General features: G+C 65.1%; 16 protein-coding genes and 2 pseudogenes. 9 read left to right on the top strand and 9 right to left on the bottom strand.

The window, feature by feature from the left end; translation table 11 throughout:
* Positions 1 to 396 precede the first annotated feature (396 nt).
* The 4 genes and pseudogenes from trxA to AC1DT2_RS01985 all read left to right on the top strand — a co-directional run bounded on the left by trxA (position 397) and on the right by AC1DT2_RS01985 (position 5047).
* Entirely contained in the window at positions 397 to 723 is a 327-nt protein-coding gene (gene trxA / locus AC1DT2_RS02000) for a thioredoxin TrxA (protein ID WP_063574368.1), read from the top strand.
* Positions 724 to 881: 158 nt separating this feature from the next.
* On the top strand, positions 882 to 2798 hold the full coding sequence (gene rho / locus AC1DT2_RS01995) for a transcription termination factor Rho (protein ID WP_477293875.1): 1917 nt from the start codon (positions 882 to 884) through the stop codon (positions 2796 to 2798).
* 172 nt (positions 2799 to 2970) lie between these two features.
* Positions 2971 to 4341 (top strand): annotated as a pseudogene (locus AC1DT2_RS01990) (glutamate--cysteine ligase).
* A gap of 16 nt (positions 4342 to 4357) precedes the next feature.
* The gene (locus AC1DT2_RS01985) at positions 4358 to 5047 is read left to right on the top strand and encodes a UPF0149 family protein (protein WP_477293873.1); all 690 of its coding nucleotides are present in this window, start codon (positions 4358 to 4360) and stop codon (positions 5045 to 5047) included.
* A 130-nt stretch (positions 5048 to 5177) separates the two neighbouring features.
* On the opposite strand, the gene AC1DT2_RS01980 is transcribed toward AC1DT2_RS01985, so the two are convergent.
* The gene (locus AC1DT2_RS01980) at positions 5178 to 6605 is read right to left on the bottom strand and encodes an OmpP1/FadL family transporter (protein WP_477293871.1); all 1428 of its coding nucleotides are present in this window, start codon (positions 6603 to 6605) and stop codon (positions 5178 to 5180) included.
* 235 nt (positions 6606 to 6840) lie between these two features.
* Here AC1DT2_RS01980 and AC1DT2_RS01975 point away from each other — a divergent pair, with 235 nt between their 5' ends.
* Positions 6841 to 7143: a YcgL domain-containing protein gene (locus AC1DT2_RS01975; RefSeq protein ID WP_063573243.1), complete on the top strand. Its 303-nt coding sequence runs from the start codon at positions 6841 to 6843 to the stop codon at positions 7141 to 7143.
* Between the two features lie 90 nt (positions 7144 to 7233).
* Complete coding sequence (locus AC1DT2_RS01970) at positions 7234 to 10659, top strand: ankyrin repeat domain-containing protein (RefSeq protein WP_477293868.1); 3426 nt, start codon at positions 7234 to 7236, stop codon at positions 10657 to 10659.
* A gap of 34 nt (positions 10660 to 10693) precedes the next feature.
* Here AC1DT2_RS01970 and AC1DT2_RS01965 read toward each other — a convergent pair whose 3' ends face one another.
* The 3 genes from AC1DT2_RS01965 to AC1DT2_RS01955 form a co-directional block, all read right to left on the bottom strand.
* On the bottom strand, positions 10694 to 12502 hold the full coding sequence (locus AC1DT2_RS01965) for a monovalent cation:proton antiporter-2 (CPA2) family protein (protein ID WP_063572912.1): 1809 nt from the start codon (positions 12500 to 12502) through the stop codon (positions 10694 to 10696).
* 138 nt (positions 12503 to 12640) lie between these two features.
* Positions 12641 to 13630: a porphobilinogen synthase gene (gene hemB / locus AC1DT2_RS01960; RefSeq protein WP_063572911.1), complete on the bottom strand. Its 990-nt coding sequence runs from the start codon at positions 13628 to 13630 to the stop codon at positions 12641 to 12643.
* 102 nt (positions 13631 to 13732) lie between these two features.
* Positions 13733 to 14830: an ABC transporter ATP-binding protein gene (locus tag AC1DT2_RS01955; protein ID WP_477293865.1), complete on the bottom strand. Its 1098-nt coding sequence runs from the start codon at positions 14828 to 14830 to the stop codon at positions 13733 to 13735.
* A 225-nt stretch (positions 14831 to 15055) separates the two neighbouring features.
* Between AC1DT2_RS01955 and glk the strand changes: the two genes are divergently transcribed.
* Entirely contained in the window at positions 15056 to 16096 is a 1041-nt protein-coding gene (gene glk, locus AC1DT2_RS01950; protein ID WP_213948866.1) for a glucokinase, read from the top strand.
* Between the two features lie 9 nt (positions 16097 to 16105).
* On the opposite strand, the gene AC1DT2_RS01945 is transcribed toward glk, so the two are convergent.
* The 5 genes and pseudogenes from AC1DT2_RS01945 to secB form a co-directional block, all read right to left on the bottom strand.
* Positions 16106 to 16390, bottom strand: coding sequence for an addiction module antidote protein (locus tag AC1DT2_RS01945; protein ID WP_213948867.1), 285 nt, complete (start codon positions 16388 to 16390; stop codon positions 16106 to 16108).
* Between the two features lie 23 nt (positions 16391 to 16413).
* A pseudogene (locus AC1DT2_RS01940) lies at positions 16414 to 16689 on the bottom strand (type II toxin-antitoxin system RelE/ParE family toxin); the annotation flags it as partial.
* Positions 16690 to 16801: 112 nt separating this feature from the next.
* The gene (locus AC1DT2_RS01935; protein ID WP_477293862.1) at positions 16802 to 19813 is read right to left on the bottom strand and encodes a DEAD/DEAH box helicase; all 3012 of its coding nucleotides are present in this window, start codon (positions 19811 to 19813) and stop codon (positions 16802 to 16804) included.
* 121 nt (positions 19814 to 19934) lie between these two features.
* Positions 19935 to 20972 (bottom strand): NAD(P)H-dependent glycerol-3-phosphate dehydrogenase, encoded by a 1038-nt coding sequence (locus AC1DT2_RS01930; protein WP_063572504.1) that lies wholly within the window; start codon positions 20970 to 20972, stop codon positions 19935 to 19937.
* A 3-nt stretch (positions 20973 to 20975) separates the two neighbouring features.
* A complete protein-coding gene (gene secB / locus AC1DT2_RS01925; RefSeq protein ID WP_046966536.1) occupies positions 20976 to 21467 on the bottom strand; it encodes a protein-export chaperone SecB in 492 nt (163 codons plus the stop codon).
* A 304-nt stretch (positions 21468 to 21771) separates the two neighbouring features.
* Between secB and rpmB the strand changes: the two genes are divergently transcribed.
* Together rpmB and rpmG are read left to right on the top strand one after the other, a co-directional pair.
* The gene (rpmB, locus tag AC1DT2_RS01920) at positions 21772 to 22008 is read left to right on the top strand and encodes a 50S ribosomal protein L28 (protein ID WP_046966535.1); all 237 of its coding nucleotides are present in this window, start codon (positions 21772 to 21774) and stop codon (positions 22006 to 22008) included.
* A gap of 11 nt (positions 22009 to 22019) precedes the next feature.
* Complete coding sequence (gene rpmG, locus AC1DT2_RS01915) at positions 22020 to 22184, top strand: 50S ribosomal protein L33 (RefSeq protein WP_046966534.1); 165 nt, start codon at positions 22020 to 22022, stop codon at positions 22182 to 22184.
* The last annotated feature ends 243 nt before the right edge of the window (positions 22185 to 22427 follow it).

Here is a 22427-nt window from a genome sequence, read left to right as displayed (position 1 = left end):
GCGCGGCAGCGGCCCGGCGGCAACAGAAGGAGCCGCGGGACGGTGGGGGATCCGGCCGGCGTCACGGGAGAGTCGGGGGCGGCCGGTGCCATGCCGGCGGCCGTACGACGCGCCCGGCGCACGATGGCCGGAGGCGGCGGCGCGCGACCCGACGACTCCCGCTGGCATAGGTGAAGGGGCTCTGCGCCGAGCCTGTTCACCTATGTCAACGGAAGCCATCCCGTCGGCGCCCTTGAATCGCTTGTATCGCGCCCCTAGTTGCGTTGGAATGAGGGCCACCGGCTGCAATAGCCAAGACCTTCGGTTCCGGTTGGACCCGCGACATGGGGCTCCTTAGTGTAGCCGATGCTGGCGTCACGGTCGTCAACCCCCTTTCACCCCCTTTTGGAGATCACGGTGAGCGACAAGATCACCCATACGAGCGACGCTGCCTTCCAGACAGAAGTTCTCGATTCCGACACCCCGGTCCTGCTCGACTTCTGGGCGGAGTGGTGCGGCCCCTGCAAATCCATTGCCCCGGTCCTCGATGAGTTGGCTGGCCAGTACGAAGGTAAGCTTAAGATCGTCAAGATCAACATCGACGAGAATCAGCAGACCCCGCGCCAGTTCGGCGTTCGCGGCATTCCCACCCTCATGATTTTCAAGGATGGCAAGGTCGCCGGCACCCAGATCGGCGCCGTGGGCAAGAGCCAGCTGACCCAGTTCATCGACAAGTCCATCTGATCGTTTCGCTGTACGGTTCCACCAAGCCGCCGCGTGAGGCGCTTTACGCCGCGCCTCACGCGATGCTAGGCTTCAGAGGTTCGCCGGGACATGCCTTGTCCCCCATGCTGCGAACCCTCTCCCATTTTTTCTTCAACGGCGCCCCGTGAGGTTTGCCCGTGTCTGATATCGAAACCAAAAATCCCAACGACGCCAAGGGCGCCGGCGACTCGCCTGCGACCGAACCGCGTCCCCGTACTCGCCGAAAGGCACCCGCCGCAGAAGCACCCGCGGTAGAGACGAGCGCGCCCGCCCCGGCTCGCGCACCCGCCGCGGCCCGTCCGCCGGCGCCCGTGCCGGCACTTCCTCCCTTGCCCACCCCGGCACCGGTACCCAGCCCTTCGCCGGCGCCGCAGGCTGAGCTCCAGCTCAACAGCCAGCCGCCAGCCAGCCAGCCAGGCAATCCGCAACAGGGCAATGAGGCGCGTCCGCCGCAGAACGAAGCCCGCGACGGCAACGGTAATGGCCAGCCGCAGGGCGGCCAGAACCAGCAGATGAGCCGGGTCGAAAACCCGAACCAGCCGCAGAACCGCCACAGCAATCCGAATAACCCGAATAGCCCGAACAACCCGAATAACCCCAACAACGCCGAACGCGAAGGTCGCGGCCGGCGCCGGCGCAATGAGCGCAACCAGCAGCGCCAGGGTGGCGGCGGTGGCAATCCGGGCAACAGTGGTGGCAACGGCGGCGGCAACAACTACCAAAGCCAGCGCAACAACAACGGCTATCCGGTCGACGACGACGAGAACGCCGACGCCGGCAGCAACGATCGCCTGATCAACCTGACCGAGCTCAAGCGCAAGAACGCCATCCAGCTGCTCGAGTTCGCCGAATCGCTCGGTGTGCGCGAGGGCGTGGCCCGCCAGCGCAAGCAGGACGTCGTCTTCAATATCCTGAAGGCCCACGCCCGTTCCGGCGGTGGCATCTGGGCCGAAGGCGTCCTGGAGATCCTGCAGGATGGCTTCGGCTTCCTGCGCTCGGCCGACGAGTCCTACCTGGCCGGTCCGGACGATATCTACGTCTCGCCCAGCCAGATCCGCCGCTTCAACCTGCGCACCGGCGACTACATCACCGGTCGCGTGCGCCATCCCAAGGAAGGCGAGCGCTACTTCGCGATGCTCAAGGTCGACGACATCAACGGCGATCCGCCGGAGGCGTCGAAGAACAAGCTGCTGTTCGAGAACCTTACGCCGCTGTTCCCGCGCAAGTCGTTCAAGCTCGAGCGTGGCAACGGGTCGACCGAGGACATCACGGGCCGCATCCTGGACCTCGTCGCGCCGATTGGCCGCGGCCAGCGAGGCCTCATCGTCTCCCAGCCGAAATCCGGCAAGACGATGATGCTGCAGAACATCGCCCAGGCGATCCAGTACAACCATCCGGACGTCCATCTGATCATGCTGTTGATCGATGAGCGCCCCGAGGAAGTCACGGAAATCGCCCGTACCGTTCGCGGCGAAGTCATCAGCTCCACCTTCGACGAGCCGGCCGTGCGCCACGTGCAGGTCGCCGAAATGGTGATCGAGCGTGCGAAGCGCCTGGTCGAGCACAAGAAGGACGTGGTGATCCTGCTCGACTCCATCACCCGCCTGGCCCGTGCTTACAACACCGTGGTTCCGAGCTCCGGCAAGGTCCTCACCGGTGGTGTCGACGCCAACGCCCTGCAGCGCCCCAAGCGCTTCTTCGGTGCGGCACGTAACGTCGAAGAAGGCGGCAGCCTGACGATCATCGCCACGGCGCTGACCGACACCGGCTCGAAGATGGACGAAGTGATCTACGARGAATTCAAGGGCACCGGCAACATGGAAGTGCACCTGTCCCGTCGTATCTCCGAGAAGCGCGTCTACCCGGCTATCGACATCAACCGCTCGGGCACCCGTCGCGAAGACCTGCTCATCGAACCGGACCTGCTCGCCAAGATCTGGATCCTGCGCAAGCTGCTCCATCCGATGGACGAACTCAGCGCGATGGAGTTCATGCTCGACAAGATGAAGAACACGAAGTCCAACGACGAGTTCTTCAATTCCATGAAGCGCTGACCGCGCTTCGTAGAATCCAGCGAAAGGCCGCCTCCGGGCGGCCTTTTCGTTTTTCACACCCCCGCGCCGCATTTGCTAACCTGCGCCGCCGGGCATAACACCTTTTCCCGGCGGGCATACGCCCCCATGTGTGCCGACATCCGGCCCTGCCGCTCTCGTCCAAGGAAAGTCCGTGTCCATACCCAGCGCCGCCAAGAGCACGCCCATCGGCGACCGTAACGATCTGGTCGCCTATCTCGCCGCTGGCGAGAAACCGCGTGAGGCCTGGCGCATCGGGACCGAGCACGAGAAATTCGGTTTCTATACGGACGACCTCACCCCGCCGCCTTTCGACGGCGACCGCCCGGGTATCCGCCAGCTTCTGGAGACGCTGGCCACGCGCTTCGGCTGGGACGTCGCCCGCGAAGGCGAGACGCCGGTCGCGCTGACCAAGGGCATGGCCAACATCACCCTGGAGCCGGCCGGGCAACTGGAGCTCTCCGGCGCGCCGCTGCTCTCGGTCCACGAGACCTGTGACGAGGTGACCGAACACCTGAAGGAAGTCCGCTCAGTCGCCGAGGAACTCGGTATCGGCTTCCTTGGCATGGGCTTCCAGCCGAAGTGGCGTCGCGACCAGATGCCGTGGATGCCCAAGGGGCGCTACAAGATCATGCGCGAATACATGCCCTAGGTCGGTTCGCTCGGCCTGGACATGATGACGCGCACCTGCACGGTGCAGGTGAACCTCGACTTCGCCACCGAAGCGGACATGGTGAAGAAGTTCCGCGTGGCGCTGGCGTTGCAGCCGATCGCGACGGCACTGTTCGCCAACTCACCGTTCACCGAAGGCAAGCCGAACGGCTACAAGTCGTTCCGCTCGCACGTCTGGACCGACACCGATGCCGATCGCACCGGCATGCTCGATTTCGTCTTCGAGGACGGCTTCGGTTACGAGCGCTACGTCGACTACATCCTCGATGTGCCGATGTACTTCAGCTACCGCGACGGCAAGTACGTCGACCTTTCCGGCCAGGACTTCAAGAAGTTCGTGCGGGGCGAACTCGCCTCGCTACCGGGCGAGAAGGCCAACATGAAGGATTGGGCAGATCATCTGACCACGGCGTTCCCGGAAGTGCGCCTCAAGCAGTACCTGGAAATGCGTGGCGCCGACACCAGCACCTGGAACTCGCTGTGCGCGTTGCCTGCTTTCTGGGTTGGCCTTCTGTACGACGACGTCGCACTCGATGCGGCGTGGGATCTCGTCAAGGACTTCACCAAGGCCGAACGCCACGCCCTGCGTGACGGCGTGCCGAAGGACGCCCTGGCGCTACCTTTCCGCAACCACAGCGTGCGCGAACTTGCGCTCGAAGCCGTGAAGATCGCCTCGCATGGTTTGAAGCGTCGTAACGTGCAGGGCCATCGCGGCACCGACGAGTCGATCTACCTCGAGCCACTGGAAGAGATCGCGCTGTCGGGCAAGACCCAGGCCGACACCAAGCTGGAACTCTTCCATGGCCGCTGGAACGGCAGTGTGGATCCGATCTTCCGCGAATACGCGTACTGAGCCCCTTCCTATGCAGATGAGTGAAACCCGACTCGGCCGTCTCGACGACTTGTTGTCGTCGACCAACCGCTACTCGCTCGAGACGCTCGACGGTCTCTTCTCGGCCGCCCTCGTCGGACCGGCCGACGTGGACGTCGACGCCTGCATGGTGGTCCTCGAACTGGGCGGCGCGACACCCTGGGCCTCGGAAGCCGRGGCGAACGAGGCAGGCGTACTGCTGCGGGAGTTCTGGAAGGTCATCGCCGATCGCGTGGCCGCGGACCCGGTCGTGCTGGGCGAGGAGTCCCTGCCCTTCATCGATTCGCCGGAAGAATTCGACGAGATTGAGGACATCAGCACGTATACGGGCGACTTCCCGATCGCCAGTGACTGGGCCGTCGGCTTTCGCTTTGCCATGAATGAGTGGGGCGAGGAGTGGTCCGAGTGGACGGACGAGAGCCTCTTTCCGTTCATCGGCATGCTGATGACGCTGTCTGCGGATCAGACCGAGCCGACCCCGGATATGCCGGCGTTGCCATTGCCGTCGTTCGAAGAGCGGATGGGCCTGCTCAATGAAATTCCGTTTCAGCTGGCGGCGCTGTATCGGCGGCGGCATCCGGGACACGGGCAGACGGTGCGGCGTGACCCGGCGAAAGTCGGCCGGAATGATCTGTGTTCGTGCGGGAGCGGGAAGAAGTTCAAGAAGTGCTGCGGTAGCCAGGGGTGAAGCATCGCCGCTGAAGCGGCTCCCACAGGGCGCGGTTCGCGCAGCTAGTGGCAGTCACAGGTTTCTGGCATAAAAAAACCTCCCCGTCGCCGGGGAGGTTTTTTCGTTTCAGGCCTTACTGATCAGACGATCAGAATGCGTACTTGGCCGACACGCTGAGCAGGTTGCCCTTGTCATCGCTCTCGCCAGCAATGCGGTCCAGCGTGGCGCTTTCGCCGCCGGCGATGTGCGCCTTGTTGACGAAGATGTGGGCGAAGCCCGCATTGATCTCGAGACGGTCGGTGGCCTTGTAGCCCAGACCGAAAGCGAGCCACTTGCGGGTGGAGTCCGGCACGCGGACGTCACGGTTCTGGTCTTCGGTCGGCGTGGTATCGACGGCGACACCGCCACGCACCGTGAACTTGTCGGTGACGTAGTACTCGCCACCCACGGACACGAACCAGCTGTTATGCCAGCCAAAATGTTCACTGCTCGTCGGCTGGTTCGGGTTCGCGAAGTTGACGGTGARGTCCTCGAAGGAATCCCACTTGGTCCACGAGGCGTCCATACCCCAGCCCCACTTCGTTGCCTGGTGCCAATAGCTGGCAGTCGCCACGGCCGGCGTGGTGAAGCCTGCCGTGCCTTCGGTGTGGGTGAACGGCGGCTGGCCGCTGCCAAGCAGCGCGCCGACGGCCGGGTTCGACAGCACGGCAGTCACGTTCGACGGCTGCGTGAAGTTACCGGTGCCGTCGAGCGAGTGCTTGATCTTGCTGCGGTAGTTCAGCGCGATGCGATCGGAGTCCGTCAGGCGCCACAGGCCGCCCAGCTGCCAGCCGAAGTTCCAGTCGGAACCCTTGATGCGGGCGATGCCGTCGCTGCCCGGCGGGACCACGGTGGCGTACTGCTGTGCAAGGCCACGGGCAACCAGCGGCGAGATCTCGCCGGCCGCAGCGGCCTGCTGGATCAGGCCGAGGCCGACGGTGTTGTAGTTGATCGCGCTGGTCAGCTCGGCGCTGGTCTTCTGCGCGATGATGCTGGCACCGATGGCGAAGGTGTCCGTGACGTCGAACGAGCCGGACAGCGTGGCATCGAACGACTTGAAGTCGGACTTGATGCCGTTGTAACGGCCCTTCCAGTCGGAGTCGTAGTCGGTCTTGAAGCCGAACGGCGCGGTCAGGCCAAAGCCGATGTGCGTGCGGTCGCCGACCTGGGTGGCGAAGTACATCGCCGGGACCGGGATGGTCGTGCCGGCGTCGCCGCCGTTGCCACCGGAGATCGGGCGGCCCTGTGCGTCGGTCGCGGTGCCGTTGAACTTGGTGCTGAAATTGATGCCGGTGACGTCGGCCTGGATGACATTGCCCTTGAGCAGGGACATGGCGGCCGGGTTGTTCACGATCACCGAAGCGTCGTCACCTGCGGCGGCGGAGCCGGCGAAGGCGCGACCGAGCGCGGCGGCGCTGTTTTCCTTCAGCTGGAAGGCGCTGGCGTGAGCGGCCTGGGGAACCACCAGCGCGCCGGCGATGGCCAGCGAAAGGGCGGCAATGGCCAGCGGACGGGTATTGAGGTTCAGCTTCGACATTCGGGGTGGCTCCTGCTTTTGTTCTGCTCTGGGTCGACGTCAGATTCGCGGAAAACCTAAAATTTATCCGTTTTCATACGCGCGTTTAACAATCTGGGGTGGAACTCTGGACGACTTGACGAGAAATTTGCAAGTGCTAATGCAACAAAGCTGTAACGGCGGGGGTTTACAGCACTGCCCGGGGGCCGCCTCTTTTGGTAGGGTGGTACGCCGAATCGCAAGCGAGACTGCCGTCATGCACTGCTACGTCTACGCCAGCCTGCGCAAACCCGACACCTACGTCTGGATGACCCGCCGCGACGGGTTCGACATGCTTCCCGAGCCGCTCGTCCTGTTGCTGGGCGAACTTCGGTTCGTTCTGGAGGTGGAATTGACGCCGCAGCGGAAGCTGCCCCACGACGATTCGGACCGGATCCTGACCAATCTCGGCGGGTGCGGATGGCACCTGCAAACACCGTCCAACGAAACGCTCACCGTCTGCAATCAGCCCAATTTCAATCGGCAGATCGATCCAGACCAGACGCTCGTCCGCGCCTGACCCAGCCGAATACGCACACAGGTGCGTCGTGTAACGCGGGTTAACGCCGCGTTACCGCGCCACCCCTGTGGCGTCCGTATACTCCCGCGCATGGCCAATCCCAAACGTCGACGACCACCGCTGATCAAGGCACTGCCCTGGTTCCTCCCCGCCCTCGCCGCTGTCGCGTGCGCCGGGTTGACCGCTTCGCCGCTCGCGCTGATACCGCTCCTGCTCGCCAACGCCCTGGCCATGGGCGCTGTGTGCCATGCGATCGGCTTCGACCCGGAGCAGAGTTACCTGCGCACGACGCTACGCCGCGGCTCGGCCCACGTAGTGATGTTTACCGTCTACACCTTCGTCGTCTTCGTGCTGGTCGCTTTCCCGGTCCTCAAGCTGACCCAGGCGCCCACCCTCGGTTCGGCCCTGCTACTCGCCGCGGCCCTCGTTGCCGCTCTCGCCGTCCTGTGGCGCGTGTGGCCGGCCTTCGGCCTGCTTTTCCTCTGGGATGACGCGTACCCGGAAGACAGCAACACCGGCTCGTGGATCTTCACCGCCGTGGCGCGATCGGTCTCGTTCGGCCGCCACCTTTCGGCCGAAGATCGCTTTTTTTCACATTTCGTTCCGGCGGCCCTGGGCCTGCTGGTGCTGGCCTTCTGCGCCGTGGCGTTGTCCGGCCTTTATGGTGTTTTCCCATCGGAGATGCGCATTGCCGCGCTGGCCATCTATGGCGTAGTGCTGCTGCCAGTCTGCGGCATGGTGATCGCCAACCGCACGCTGCGCGCCCTTCTCTGCGATCGCCGCGGGCACATCCGCACGGCACGTACGGAACCGCGTCGCGAGCCCGCCTTCGAAACACCGGTCGCACCTGCGCCGATTCCCGTCCTTTCCAGCGAAGAGAGTCAGCCCGGTGTGCGTGAACGCGCCCTGCTTGCTGCCGCGCGCGACGGCGATATCGCCCGCGCGGTAGCGCTCGTGGAAGCCGGTGCCGATCCCAATACGGGGGCGGAGCCGGGCGAACGGGATCAGCGCCCGGTACTCACTCTCGCCGCACTGTCGCCCGACATGCGCTTGCTCCGCTCGCTCATTGCACGCGGTGCGCAGGTCAACCGCGCACAGAACGGCGTGACCGCGCTGCTTGCCGCCACGCGTGACAGCTGGCATGGCCGGCCGGAGGCCGTCCTCACGTTGCTGACCAACGGCGCGGATGCATCCGGGACCGACACGGAGGGCAATACGCCACTGCACGGCGCCGTACTCGGTGCCGAACCGACCGTCGCCGCCATGCTGCTCGATGCAGGCGCAGCCGTCGATGCCGCGAACGCCGCCGGCGATACGCCGCTCGCGATCGCCTGCCGCGCAGCCAACTGGGCACTTGCCCGCTTCCTTCTGGAGCACGGCGCAAAACCTGCGCCGGTGGGCGGCGAACCGGCCCTCGTGGCGGCCGCCGGGATCGCGGACGACGATGCCGAAGGCGTGAAGGTACTGCTGCGGCACAAGGGTCCGGTCAACGCCGTCAATGCACAGGGCCGTACAGCTTTGATTGCCGCCGCCGCCGAAGGGCACGAACAGATCGCGCGCGCTCTGCTGCAAGCCAACGCCAATCCCAATCTCGCCGACCGCCACGGCACCACGGCGCTGATGGAGGCTGCACGCGCAGGCGCCCACGGCATCGTGCAGCTGCTGGCCGAAGCCAACGCCGATGCGTCGCCACGCGATGGCCACGGGCGTGACGCCCTCACGCTCGCCACCCAGTCGCCCCGCGCTCAGGCAGCTACGGTGCGTGCCCTTCTGGCCCTGGGCGCACAACCGAAGGAGCCCGGTGCGGACGGCCGCAGCCCACTGGATCACGCGGCCTCCGCCGGCCGTTGGGATTTCGTCGCCCTGCTCGATCCGGACACGCCGCTGCCGACATCGCTGAGCGAGTCGGTCGTTCCGGAAGCCGGCGCCGACTCGCCGATGCATCTCTACGACGCGCTTCGCTTCGGTCACTGGGCCGTCGCCTCCACGTTTGCCGCCAAGGTGCGCGAATGGCCCGCGGAAGAACTCGCCGCGCTGTATGTCGACCTCGCAGGCRCCGGCTTCGAGTCCGCACGCGCGTGGCTGCTCGACCACGGCCTGAGCGCTGAAGCACGCCTCGCGGCACCGGCCGACGAACCGAACGTGCTAGGCCGCCGTCTCTTCGATGCCCTGCTACCGCAATTGCCCCAGGCCGCCGATGCCCTCCTGCAACTGATGCGGACAGGGGCCACCCCGGCGGGCGCCGGCCTGCTCGGCCAGGCCATCTGCCGACTGGATGGCGCGGACGAGCGCCTGACGCTGGCTATGCTCGACGCCGGCGCCGACCCGTTCGGTGCGGACGGCCGAGGCCGCACGCCCGTACACATGGCGGCCGCAACAGGTCGTGTCGCGTTACTCGGTGCACTCCTTGCCCGCGGCATGGATCCGAACGTGCGTGACGCTGGCGGTCGTACGCCGCTGCACGCTGCCCTTGAACAGGGTGGGGAGAGCCTGCCCCTGGTGCGCCTGCTCGTCGCGAACGGCGCCGACCCCGAGGCGGCCGATGTCAACGGCGAGACGCCGTATGGACTGGGCATTGGCCATGGCGATGTGGAACGTTGGCTCAGCTGGGCCGCGTGGCCACTGCCGCGCCGTGCCTTGCGCGCCGACGACCTCCCCGCTGCCGCTGCCGCCGGCGACACGCACGCCGTGGATCGCCTGCTCGAACTCGGCTTCGCCGTCGACACGCGCGACGCGCAGGGAGCAACCGCCCTGTTGCGCGCCGCCGGCGCTGGCCAGCGCGATGTCGCAGAGCAGCTTTTATCGGCCGGCGCCGATTCTGCCGTCACCGCGGCATCAGGCATCACACCGCTTGCCGCCGCCGTCAACGCACGCCGCGAAAGCGTCGTCGAGCTCCTGCTCGCACGCGGTGTCGACGCCGACCAGCGCCTGCCGGGGGACGCCACGGCGCTCATGATCGCCGCGACGCTGGGGTATCCCGAGATCGCTGACATGTTGCTGGCTCATGGCGCCGATGCGAACGCCGAAGACGCTCACGGCCATACGGCCCTGCATGCGGCAGCCCAGTATTGCTTCGGCGGAAGCGACRGCCTTCGTGCACGCCGTCTACTCGACATCGTCATCGGCAAGGGCGCGGACGTGAACAAGGCTGACAAGGATGGCGCCACGCCGTTGCTGCTCCTGCTTGGCGCACATATGCGTCCGGGGAGCGCGGCCGATGCGACCCACCTCGGGGCGCTCGTCCCTGTACTGCTCGACGCCGGTGCGAAGCTTGAGCACGCCGATCATCGCGGGGTAAGTCCTCTGCATGCGAGTGCCATGCACGCCCTGCTTCCGCCGGCGCGCGTGCTGCTACACCGTGGCGCCAACCGCAATGCAGCCGATGCCTTCGGCCGCACGGCGGGCGATGTCGCACGTCACCTGGGCTTCGTGGATATCGCACACGAACTGGGCACGCGCGTCGGTTCGATTCCGAGCGTGAGGCAGACCCTTCGCCAGCCGGCTCAGCCCGACTGAAACATCGCGGAGCCGGCCGGCTCTACGCACGTGCTCAGTGGTCTTCCTCGCGAACCCGCTCCTCGACCGCATCGGCTTCGAACAGCTGCTGCAGGTCGTGGAGCGCATCCTTCGTGCTCTGCACCAGCGCAGCATCGTCGTCATACACGAGGTACTGCGAGCGCAATACCTGACTGTCGTGCTTGCGGAAACGAGCGATGCGCGCCTCGACGACCTCCGGCGGCAGGCCGAGTGAGTCGAGCACGTGCCGGGTCATCTCGAGACTCGAGTAGAAGGTCTCGCGCACGGGATCTTCCACACCGATATCCATGAGTCGGAATACGTGCTGGCGGTTACGCGCGCGGGCGACGATCTTCAGGTTCGGGTATTGCCTGCGCACCAGACGTGCCGTACGTATGTTCGCCTCCGGGTCGTCAGTAGCGATGACGAACACTTCTGCCTTGTCGGCCTGAGCCGCACGGAGCATCTCGGGACGCCCCGGATCGCCAAAGAACAGCGACGTGCCGCCAAAGCGACGCGAGGTTTCGACCTGCTCCACCGAGCTTTCCAGGGCCACGAACTGGATGCCTTGCGCACGGAGCACACGGGCGACGATCTGACCCATGCGGCCAAAGCCCGCGATGATCACGCGCGGTGTATCGGCCTCGATCGTGTCGAAAGCGCGGTCTGGCTTGCGCACACGTTCATGCACGAGTCGCGATGCCGCCAGCACGAGCAGCGGGGTCAGCGCCATCGACAGCGAAATGGCCATCACCATCAGGTTGCGCTGGCTGTCGTCGATCAGGCTCTTCTGCTGGGCAAGGTTGAGAATGACGAAGGCGAATTCGCCACCGCTGGCGAGTACGGCGGCAAGACGGACCGAGTCCGCCGTAGTGAGCCCGCCGACCAGCTTGCCGAGAGGCACGATCAGCAAGGCTTTCACCGTCAGCAGCAGGGCGACCATGCCGAGCACCAGCAGAGGCTGTGCGACCAGCAGTGCAAGATCCACCGACATGCCGACGCTGACGAAGAACAGGCCCAGAAGCAGCCCCTTGAACGGCTCGATGTTCGATTCCAGCTCGTGGCGATATTCGGAATCGGCCAGAAGCAGGCCCGCGAGGAAGGCACCGAGCGTCGTCGAGATGCCGGCGAGCTCCATCAGCCACGCCGTACCCATCACCACGAGCAAGGCGGTGGCGGTGAAGACTTCGGTGCTCTTCGCGCGCGCAACAAATCGGAAAACGTGACGCAACAACAACCGGCCGCCAATAATGACGGCGAGGATCGTCCCCACCACGCGAACCACGCTCATGAGGTCGGGCGCATGCGCATCGCGCGCCAGCGCGCCGCCCAGCAAGGGGACAGCAGCGATCAACGGAATCGCGGCCAGATCCTGGAAAAGCAGGATGGCGAAGGCCTGCCGACCGTAGACGGTGCCGGCCTCCTTGCGCTCCGCCAGGATCTGCAGCCCAAAGGCGGTCGATGACAGGGCAAGACTGCCGCCGATGATCACGGCGGCCTTCCAGGTCAGGCCGAACAGGAAATAACCCATCGCACCGAGCGCCAGGCCGCAGGTGAGTACCTGCAGGCTGCCGCTGCCGAAGACGGCGCGACGCATCACCCAAAGCCGTGATGGCGAGAGTTCCAGACCGATAACGAAGAGCATCAGCACCACGCCGAAGTCGGAGATCGTGGCGACGCCTGCGGTATCGCTTACCAGGCCAAGGACAGACGGACCGATGACCACGCCGGCCAGCAGGTAGCCGAGGACGGCGCCGAGACGGAATCGCTTCGTAAGTGGCACGGCGACCACCGTCGCCAGCAGAAAGACGACTGCCGTCTCGAGAAAATGATGTCCATCCATCCCGTGACTCCCGAAAGACCGCCTTCGATTATGTCACGGGTGCGTGTCCGTCATTTGGACGAAACAGCTATCGCGGGACCTTGGTTACCGCTTCACCGCTTTGTTGGCTTTTCGCCGCTGAAGCGGCTCTCACATTGTCTATCCCTTCAACCACCGAGCTACATCGACAGCGAAGTAGGTAAGGATCGCATCCGCGCCGGCGCGCTTCATCGCCAGCAGTGACTCCATCACCACGGCCTTCTCATCGAGCCAGCCGTTCTGCGCGGCGGCCTTGATCATCGCGTACTCGCCACTGACCTGGTAGACGAAGGTCGGCGCGCCGAAGGTGTCTTTCACCCGGCGCACGATGTCGAGGTAGGGAAGGCCCGGCTTGACCATCACCGCGTCGGCGCCTTCAGCCAGATCGAGCTCCACCTCGCGGATGGCCTCGTCGCTGTTACCGACGTCCATCTGGTAGGTGTGCTTGTTGCCCTTGCCGAGATTGGCCGACGAGCCCACCGCGTCGCGGAAGGGACCGTAGAAGCTCGATGCGTACTTCGCCGAGTAGGCCAGGATGCGCGTATGGATGTAGCCGGCGTCTTCGAGCGCTTCGCGAATGGCGCCGATGCGGCCGTCCATCATGTCCGACGGCGCCACGAAGTCCATGCCCGCTTCCGCCTGGGCCAGCGACATCTTGATCAAGGCCTCGACGGTGGGCTCGTTCATCACGTAGCCATCGTCGTCGATCAGGCCGTCCTGTCCGTGCGTCGTGTAGGGATCGAGGGCCACGTCACCGATCAGGCCGAGATCGGGGAAGCGGCGCTTGAGTTCGCGCGTGGCGCGCTGGAACAGCGCATCCGGGTTCCACGCCTCACGCGCATCTTCGGTCTTGGCCGAAGCATCGACCGAAGGAAACAGGGCCAGCGCGGGAATGCCCAGGGCGACGCATTCGGCGCCGAGCTTCACCAGTTCGTCGATGGACAGGCGCTCCACGCCCGGCATCGAGGGCACCGGCTGGCGTACGCCCTCGCCCTCGACAATGAAGGCGACCATGATCAGGTCGGATACGGTAAGCACGTTCTCGCGCATCAGCGCACGGGAAAAGGCGTCTCGGCGCATGCGGCGCATACGGACGGCGGGGAAGGTCATGGGACGGCTGCCTGCTCGGTGGCGATCGCTCCATTTTACTCCCCGTCACGGGCCTGACGGGGAGCCAAAGCGTCGCAGGCCCGGCCCGGGTAACGGCGACCCCTAAACCGCGTCGATACGCGCCGTGGTTTCCGGATCGAAGAAGTGCAGGCGTTCGGCGTGGAATCCCAAGGCGATATCGCTACCGGGCAGCACCGTCGAATACGGCGGAACACGCGAGACCAGCTCATCACCCGCGTGACGCATGTTGAGGAACACCTCGTTACCCACGGGCTCGACCACATCGACGTGCGCCTTGAAGCGCTCATCCACCCCGGGATGATCCGCCACGGTAAGCAAGTCTTCCGGGCGAATGCCGACGACCAGGGGCTTGTCGATGTACGCGGCGAGCGCGGAGGCATCGATGCCCAGGAGCAAGGTGCCCTCCTTCATCTCCAGGCGAAGCTCATCGGCGCGGCGCAACGTACCGTGGAACAGGTTCATCGCCGGACTACCCAGGAAACCGGCCACGAACAGATTGGCCGGCTTGTTGTAGAGATTCATCGGCGTGTCGAGTTGCTGGATGACGCCGCCGTTGAGCACGACGATGCGCTGGCCCAGGGTCATGGCCTCGATCTGGTCGTGCGTGACGTAGACCATGGTGGCGCCGACGCGGCGATGGATGCGCGCGATTTCCACACGGGTCGACAGGCGCAGCTTCGCGTCGAGGTTGGATAGCGGCTCATCGAGCAGAAAGACCGACGGATCGCGCACCATGGCGCGGCCAAGGGCGACGCGCTGTCGCTGTCCACCCGAAAGCGCTGCGGGCCGATGATCGAGGCGCTCATCGAGACCGAGCATCCCGGACGCTGTTGCCACGCGTCGATCGATCTCTTCCTTGGCGGTGCCGCGCAGGCGCAGGCCGAAGCCAAGGTTCTCGCGCACTGTCATGTGCGGGTACAACGCATAGTTCTGGAAGACCATGGCGATGTCGCGGTCCTTCGGCGGGACATCGTTGATCACGCGGTCACCAATCATCATGGTGCCCCCGGAGATCGACTCGAGGCCGGCGATCATGCGCAGCAGCGTCGTCTTGCCGCAGCCTGACGGACCGACCAGCACCAGGAGCTCACCGTCGGCGATCTCGAAGCTTGCCTCCTTCAGTGCCACGTGGCCGTTCGGATAAACCTTGCGCACCTTGTCCAGGCGGACCGCTGCCATCACTAACTCTCCCGTTGGGTCCCGGTCTGTCAGGCAACTGCCTGCCATTGACCCGGGCAATGCGGTATTCTGCCGACGTAATCGTTTACGTCAAAGTGTCGGTTAGCCTCTCACACCCTGGAAGCCCTGCGCGCGTCAACGCAATGCAGAGCAAACCGTCACTAGACGCCAGCCCCCTCGCGAGGCACCCTTGCGAGCTTCCGTGACATGACAGGTTTCCCAAACATGGCCAACGTAAGCGCCAAGGCGCCTACCCTGCTCGCCGATCTCGGCGGCACCAACGTGCGCTTCGGCATCGCGCATCCGGATGAAGATCAACCGCTTATCCAGGAGAGCGTGCGCAAGTACCACGTCAAGGACTACGCCTCCCTCGGTGACGCCGCCAAGCAGTACTTCAAGGATGCCGGGCATGAGGCGCAGCGCGCCATCATCGCCGCCGCTGGCCGCATCGATAACGGCGAGACCGTCAAGGTCACCAATAATCCCTGGGCCATCTCGGCCAAGAGCCTCGCCAAGGAACTGGACCTCGAGTGGGTCCACCTCGTGAACGATTTCGCCGCCCAGTCCATGGCGGTGATGCTGATGACCGACGAGAAGACCGCCGATGGCCACCAAGACCTGGTGCCGGTCGGCAAGCTGGCTGTGCCGAAGATCGGTGCCAAGGACGAGCAGACCTTCGTCGTCGTCGGCCCGGGCACGGGCCTGGGCGTGGGCGGCCTGCTCATCCGCGGTGACAAGGTCAGCGTGCTGCAGACCGAAGGCGGTCACGCCGGCTTCGCCGCGCACAGCGCCGAAGACATCGAGATCCTCAAGGTGCTCAACCTGCGCTACGGCCGCGTCTCCAATGAGCGCCTGATCTGCGGCCAGGGCCTCGTGAACCTTTACGAAGCCATCTGCGAGATCTCCGGACAGAAGCCGCAGGAAGGCATTACGCCCGAAGAAATCACCAAGCGCGCCGCCGATCCCACCTGCCCCATGTGCGAGCGCGCGGTCGAAACCTTCGCCGGCATCTTCGGCAGCGTCGCAGGCGACCTCGTGCTGACGCTCGGCGCGTGGGACGGTGTCTACCTCACCGGTGGCATGACCCCGATCCTCCTGCCGTGGATCCAGAAGGGCAATTTCCGCGAGCGCTTCGAAGCCAAGGGCCGCTTCCGCGACACGATGGAACAGGTGCCCACGCAGGCGATCATGAACCCGGAGCCGGGCCTGATCGGTGGTGCCGCGCTGGCGATCGTGGAAGCTGGTGGTACGCCGCTTCGTCGTTGAGTGAAAACATCATGTCGCGCGCAGGTGCAGACCTAGCGCGCGCATGACGCGCATCACGGTTGCGAACTCCGGATTGCCGTCCACGGAAAGTGCGCGGTAGAGACCTTCCCTGGAAATGCCCGCTGCGCGCGAAACGCGGCTCATGCCGCGTGCACGCGCGATGTCGCCCAGAGCAGCACGAATGAGGCTGCCGTCGCCCGGATCCTCCTCGAGGCTCGCGTTGAGATAGACCATTTGATCGGCCTCGCTGACGAGATGATCGACGGGATCCCAGCGAGTGAACTTCTCTTGCATGCTTGCTTGTCCCATGCTTTTGCGAGCTTCGCTGCCCGCAGTATGTCGTCCTGCTGCGTACGCTTATCGCCACCGCAAAGAAGGACGATAAGTTCCGTCGCCCGGCGAATGAAGTACACGCGGTAGCCAGGCCCGTAGTCGATGCGCATTTCGCGAACACCTTCGCCGACATGCTTTACGTCGCCCAAGTGACCGAGCGACATGCGACGAAGTCGAATATTTACTCCCCCCCGCACCTCGCGGTCGCGAAGGCTGCAAAGCCAGCGGCGAAATGTCTCGTTATGGATAATCTCGTACATGGAGCGAACGTAACCCATAAGTTACGGTATGTTACCCATGGATTACAAGTTGCGCGTGTGACACCGACGCGAATGAAGGGCGCATGGCGCCCTTATGGTCGAGAATGTTTCGTCACGCCGAAGGCGCGAGCAACGCGTCCAGATCGCTCTCGTCGAAGCTGAGGCGCTCTCGACTCCCACCACCCTCGAGCACGGCATCGGCAAGCTCGGCCTTGCGAGCCTTCAACTCCTCGATGCGTTCTTCGACGGTGCCGGCGGTGATCAGGCGATAGACGAAGACAGGCTTGTCCTGGCCGATGCGATGCGCGCGGTCGCTTGCCTGTGCTTCGGCGGCGGGGTTCCACCACGGGTCGTAGTGGATGACCGTATCGGCGCTGGTCAGGTTGAGGCCGACGCCGCCGGCCTTCAACGAAAGCAAAAACAGCGGCACTTCGCCATCCTGGAAACGCTGCACGGGTTCGGCGCGGTCGCGCGTCTCACCGGTGAGCGTGACGTAGCTGAGGCGACGACGGTCGAGCTCGACGGCGATCAGCTTGAGCATCTCGGTGAACTGACTGAACAGCAGGACACGGCGGCCTTCGGCGAGCAGCGCCGGGAGCATGTCCATCAAGAGTTCGAACTTGGCCGACTCACGCACACCGCGTGCCGCTTCGAGCTTCACCAGCCGTGGATCGCAACAGACCTGACGTAACTTGAGCAACGCATCGAGAACGATGATGCCGCTGTGCGCAATGCCACGCTGTGCAATGACCTCGCGCAACTCTTCGGCGAGCGACAGGCGCAGGCTTTCATAGAGGTCGCGCTGCTTCGGCTCCATGACGACGCGACGGGTGATCTCCGTCTTTGCCGGCAATTCGGACGCGACCTGGGCTTTCGTGCGACGCWGGATGAAGGGTGCGATGCGGCGATTCAGCCGCTCCTGGCATTCGACGTCCTGGTGCTTTTCGATCGGGCCGCGGTAGTGACGACGGAACGCACCCTCGTCGCCCAGCAAACCCGGTACGGCGAGATCCACCTGCGACCAGAGTTCGCCCAGATGATTCTCAAGCGGTGTGCCTGTGAGGCACAGGCAGCGCGGCACCTTCAGCGTGAGCAGCGCACGACGTGCCTGCGTACGAGGATTCTTAACCTGCTGGGCTTCATCGAGTACGACCAGCGAGAACGGCTGTTTCTTCAGCGTCTCCACGTCGCGCGGCAACAAGGCGTACGTCGTCAGGACGACGTCGTACTCACCCATGTGTGCGAACGTTTCCGCACGCTGCGGACCGTGCAGCGCCAGCAGGCGCAGGCTCGGCGCGAACTTCGCAACTTCGGAAACCCAGTTGGGAACGAGGCTGGTCGGCACGACGACGAGCGCGGGCGCCATCAGGGAGCCTGCCTCCTTGAGAGCAAGCAGATGCGTGATGAGCTGCAAGGTCTTGCCCAGGCCCATGTCGTCCGCGAGCACGCCACCGGTGCCGGCTTCTGCCAGCGCATTCATCCAGCGCAGGCCGTCGCGCTGGTAGCCGCGCAGTTCGGCGTTGAGGCCGGCGGGCACGGCGTCGCTTGCGCGTTCGGCGGCTTCGCGCAGGCGCTTGGTAAACCCACGAAGTCGCTCGGGCGCTTCGAATGAGCCGCCACTGGGCAACGCCTGCACGAGTTCTTCGAGACGGCCCGCCTGCACGCGCGGCAGATGCAGCTGTTGACGCGGCTTTTCGAGGTACTCGGCCAGAGGCGCGAGCAGACCGCGCAACTCCTTCAGCCTTACAGGCACCCGGCGCCGCTCATCGACAGGCGCATACCAGACGGAATCTTCTGCCTCACCCGGAGCGGGGCTGAGGCTGAGCTGATGTTCGGCCAGCGCCTGCGCAACGGCGGGCAGGAGGTTGACCCGCTTGCCTTCGACATCGATGCCGATTTCCAGATCGAACGCTTGATCGGCATCGTCTTCGTTGGCCTTGCCATACCAGCGCACCGGTCCTTCGAGCACCTCGAAAGGGAAGCTGGGCGCGTACTCGAGCAGGAAGCCATCGGCCTCGAGCTTCGGTCGCAGCGCCAGCCAGCGTGCAGGTGTATTGACTTCGAGGGCGCCAGCGTAGCCCTTGCCGGGAAACAGCCACGCGTCATCGGGCAACGTGTCGGCCATGTCCCACGGGAGGCCCTCAGTGTCCACGGCGGGATTGAGGCCCGCCGTCTCGAGGGTTTCCATCGTCGAGAGTTCTTCCGCACGGCGACGGCAAATCTCGAGCAGCACGCCGTTACGCACACGACGCACCAGCGGCTCGCCCCCGCGGCCGGGCAAGCGCTCTCCCGCGTAGTCGAACGCGAGGCGGCCGTACGCCAGCGGAGGGGTGCCAGCGGCCAGGCGCGCGTGGCGTGTGAGCGCATGCAGGACAAGGACAGGCCTCGGCGACACCTCGGCACGACGCATCTCACCGAACACCTGCGGCGCTGGCACGCGCGGACCCATCGGCGTCGATGCCAGCTCGGCACGGAACACCGCCGTGTTCTCGGGCGCCAGCGGTGGCAGGTCGAGCCAGGCACTCTCGCCGACATCGGCTTCGAGCGGACCGACTTCCGCGTGCTCGGCGTCGAGGAACCAGAGCGAACCGATGCGGAACAGTCGCTGGCTCGCGGGTACGGCCGGCACCAGCTTCTGGCCGCCGTCCTTCTCCAGGTTCCAGCGCCACTTCAACGGGTGCGGCTTCCCGCGGGAGAGATGCAGGCCCGCCACGCCACCGAAGAAGCAGGGCGCGGCGTCGAGGATGTCGGCAAGAAGATGGTCGCCCAGCGAGCCGGCAAAGCGAGCGTAGCTTCGGCTCTTGCGTAGCGTCTGCGGCAGGCCAAGCAGGGTCGCCGCAAGGCGACGCTCGGTGTCCGTCAGCGGGGCATCGGGAAGATGGCGGCTATCGAGTGGAATCGGCCGCGAGTAGCGGCCATCGGCGCCGAGCGTGAGCAGCACGGGCGCCACGTCCAGTCGCGCCGCCGGCTCGTGGTCATCGTTGATGGCCTCGAGGAAGAAGCCGAGCACGCTGCGCTCGCCCGCCACGGCCGGCTCGGCCTGGCCGAGCACGCGCTGCCACGCCAGCGGCAGCGGCGGCGGCGCCACTTCATTTCGTTTGCGCTTGTCGTCCGGTTGATGCATCCGTATCGATCCCGCCCGCACGATCAAAACAGGAAGCTTAGCAAAGGCAGCAGAACGTGCCCGTAAGACTTTTTTCCTGAGGATCGCCCCGGTTCAGCGAAGCGGGAGAAGCGCCGCGGCCTTAGCCGCGACGGTTGGCGAACAAGTCGACGGGATACTCGGGCTTTTGCTCGCGCCCCATCAGGGTGCGCAGGCCCTGGACGGGAGTCACTTCGCCGTGCAGGACGGAGCGGACGGCCGCCGCGATGGGCAGATCCAGCCCATGGAACCCAGCCAGGCGGGCTACTTCGTCCGCCGTGACCACGCTTTCGACGACCTGGCCGATCTCACGTACCGCGTCCTCGAGCGATATGCCACGACCGAGCGCAAGGCCCAGGCGACGATTGCGCGAGAGGTCGCCGGTGCAGGTGAGCACCAGGTCACCCAGGCCGGCCAGACCCATCAGGGTCTCGGCACGGGCACCGAGCGCCACGCCCAGACGAAGCATCTCGTTCATGCCGCGGGTGATCAGGCCGGCGCGGGCATTGAGTCCGAGCTCCATGCCGTCGGCCACGCCGGTGGCCACGGCCAGCACATTCTTCATCGCACCGCCCAGCTCGGCTCCCAGGATGTCGTTGCCCGTGTAGGCGCGGAAATCCGGGGCGTGCAACAGCACGGCCAGTTCTTTGCCAAAGGCGTCGTCCGTCGCGTGTACCGTGACAGCACTGGGCAGGCCGGCGGCTACTTCCCGGGCGAACGACGGCCCGGTGATGACGGCCGCCGGTCGCCCGGGCAGCTTCTCATTCACCAGTTCATGCAGGAACCGACCGGTACCGGTCTCGAAACCCTTGGTGGCCCACGAGATTTTTGTGCCCGGGTCGAGCATGGGCACGATTTCGTCGAGCATCGACGCGAAAGCGTGACTCGGCACGACGATGAGGACGATGCCCACGCCGCGCAGGATCGTCGCCAGGTCAGCTTCGTAGCTGAGCTCGGTCGGCAGATCGAGGTCCGGCAGGTAGCGCAGGTTACGGCGCGACGCGGCCATGGCCGCGAGCGCGTCGGCATCGCGCCCCCACAACCGCGTGGGGACGTCGTTGCGCGCCAGCAGCGCGGCCAGCGCGGTGCCCCAGGAACCGGCGCCGAGGACGGCGACGGTGGGTCGGGAGACGGAGGTCATCACTCAGCTGTTGAGCGTATGGGCCCCGGCGCCCTCGACCTGCTGACGCTGCTGCTCGGCGTAGAGGGCGTCGAAATTGATCGGCTGGAGCAGGAACGGCGGGAAGCCGCCTTCCTGGATCATGGCGGAGACCATCTGGCGGGCGTACGGGAACAGCAGGTTCGGGCAGTACGAACCCAGGATGCCGTCACGATCTTCGCTGGTGAAACCGCCGATGCCGAAGATGCCGGCCTGATGCACTTCGGCAAGATACGCGGTGCGCTCGCCCAGGTTGCAGGTAAGCGTCAGGCTGAGGACCACTTCGAACTGCTCGTTGCCGAGGTCGACGGCCTTGTGGCCCAGGTTGAGCTGGACCTGCGGCTGGGCCTCGGTCTCGCCCATCTCCTGGAAGACCTGGGGCGCGTTCGGCGCTTCAAAGGAAGCGTCCTTCACGTAGATCTTCTGCAGGACGAGCTGCGGCTGGCCGGCCTGGCCGTTGGGGGTGATGTCTGCCATTGCGTGTTCCTCGGAAAGGCGTCTTGTAGGCGGCTTCGTGCGGAGGCACGAAAGCGGAGATTGTTTCACACAACCCCCGGCGCCGCACAGTCCGGCTTGCGTGAACACGTGGAATTCTGAGAGAATGCCCGGCTTCCCTATGCCGACCCGATTCGTCGGGCAGGTCCGTCACGCGATGCGGGCCTCAAGCGGCGGGAATGCTCCACCCCCTCCAGCCATCGCGTGGCGCCCCGTATCCATGGGTCGTGGCTGGGCCGATGCCGTCCTGGCCAAAGGGCGGTCAAATTATCTAAAGGAGGTCGCCATGGCCCGTAGATGCCAAGTCACCAATAAGGGTGTGCAGACCGGTAACAACGTCTCGCACGCAAACAACCGCACCCGTCGCCGCTGGCTGCCGAACCTGCACGAGCGTCGTTTCTGGGTCGCCAGCGAGAACCGCTGGATCAAGCTGCGCATCTCGAACCACGCGCTGCGCACGATCGACAAGAACGGCATCGACGCCGTGCTCGCCGACCTCCGTTCCCGTGGCGAAAAGATCTAAGGAGATCGAACATGGCTGGTAAGCGTGATAAGCATCGCCTGATTTCCACTGCGGGAACCGGGCACTTCTATACGACGGACAAGAACAAGAAGAACACGCCGGAAAAGATGGTGTTCATGAAGTACGACCCCGTCATCCGGAAGCATGTCGAATATAAGGAAGGCAAGATCAAGTAAGAGCGCCTCGCGCCTTGCAGATCTTCAGGAAACCCGCCGCAAGGCGGGTTTTTTGTTGTCTGAGAGAATCTCGCTTCGCGAGTGCCTGGTATCAGCGGCTCACGCCGAGGCGGGCGCGGGCGGCGGGCGGGCGGCGCGGGGCGCGGCGGCGGGGCGCAGAGCCTTCGGTGCCCACCCTCGCTGCTCAGACACGTCCTCCGCGTTTCGTACCGGAAAGTCCGCTGCGCGGACCATGTTCTTATT

Source organism: Luteibacter sp. P4_E6 (genome assembly GCF_056401535.1).
The sequence above is the reverse complement of the archived record's forward strand: the minus strand, read 5'-3'. Positions and strand labels throughout refer to the sequence as shown.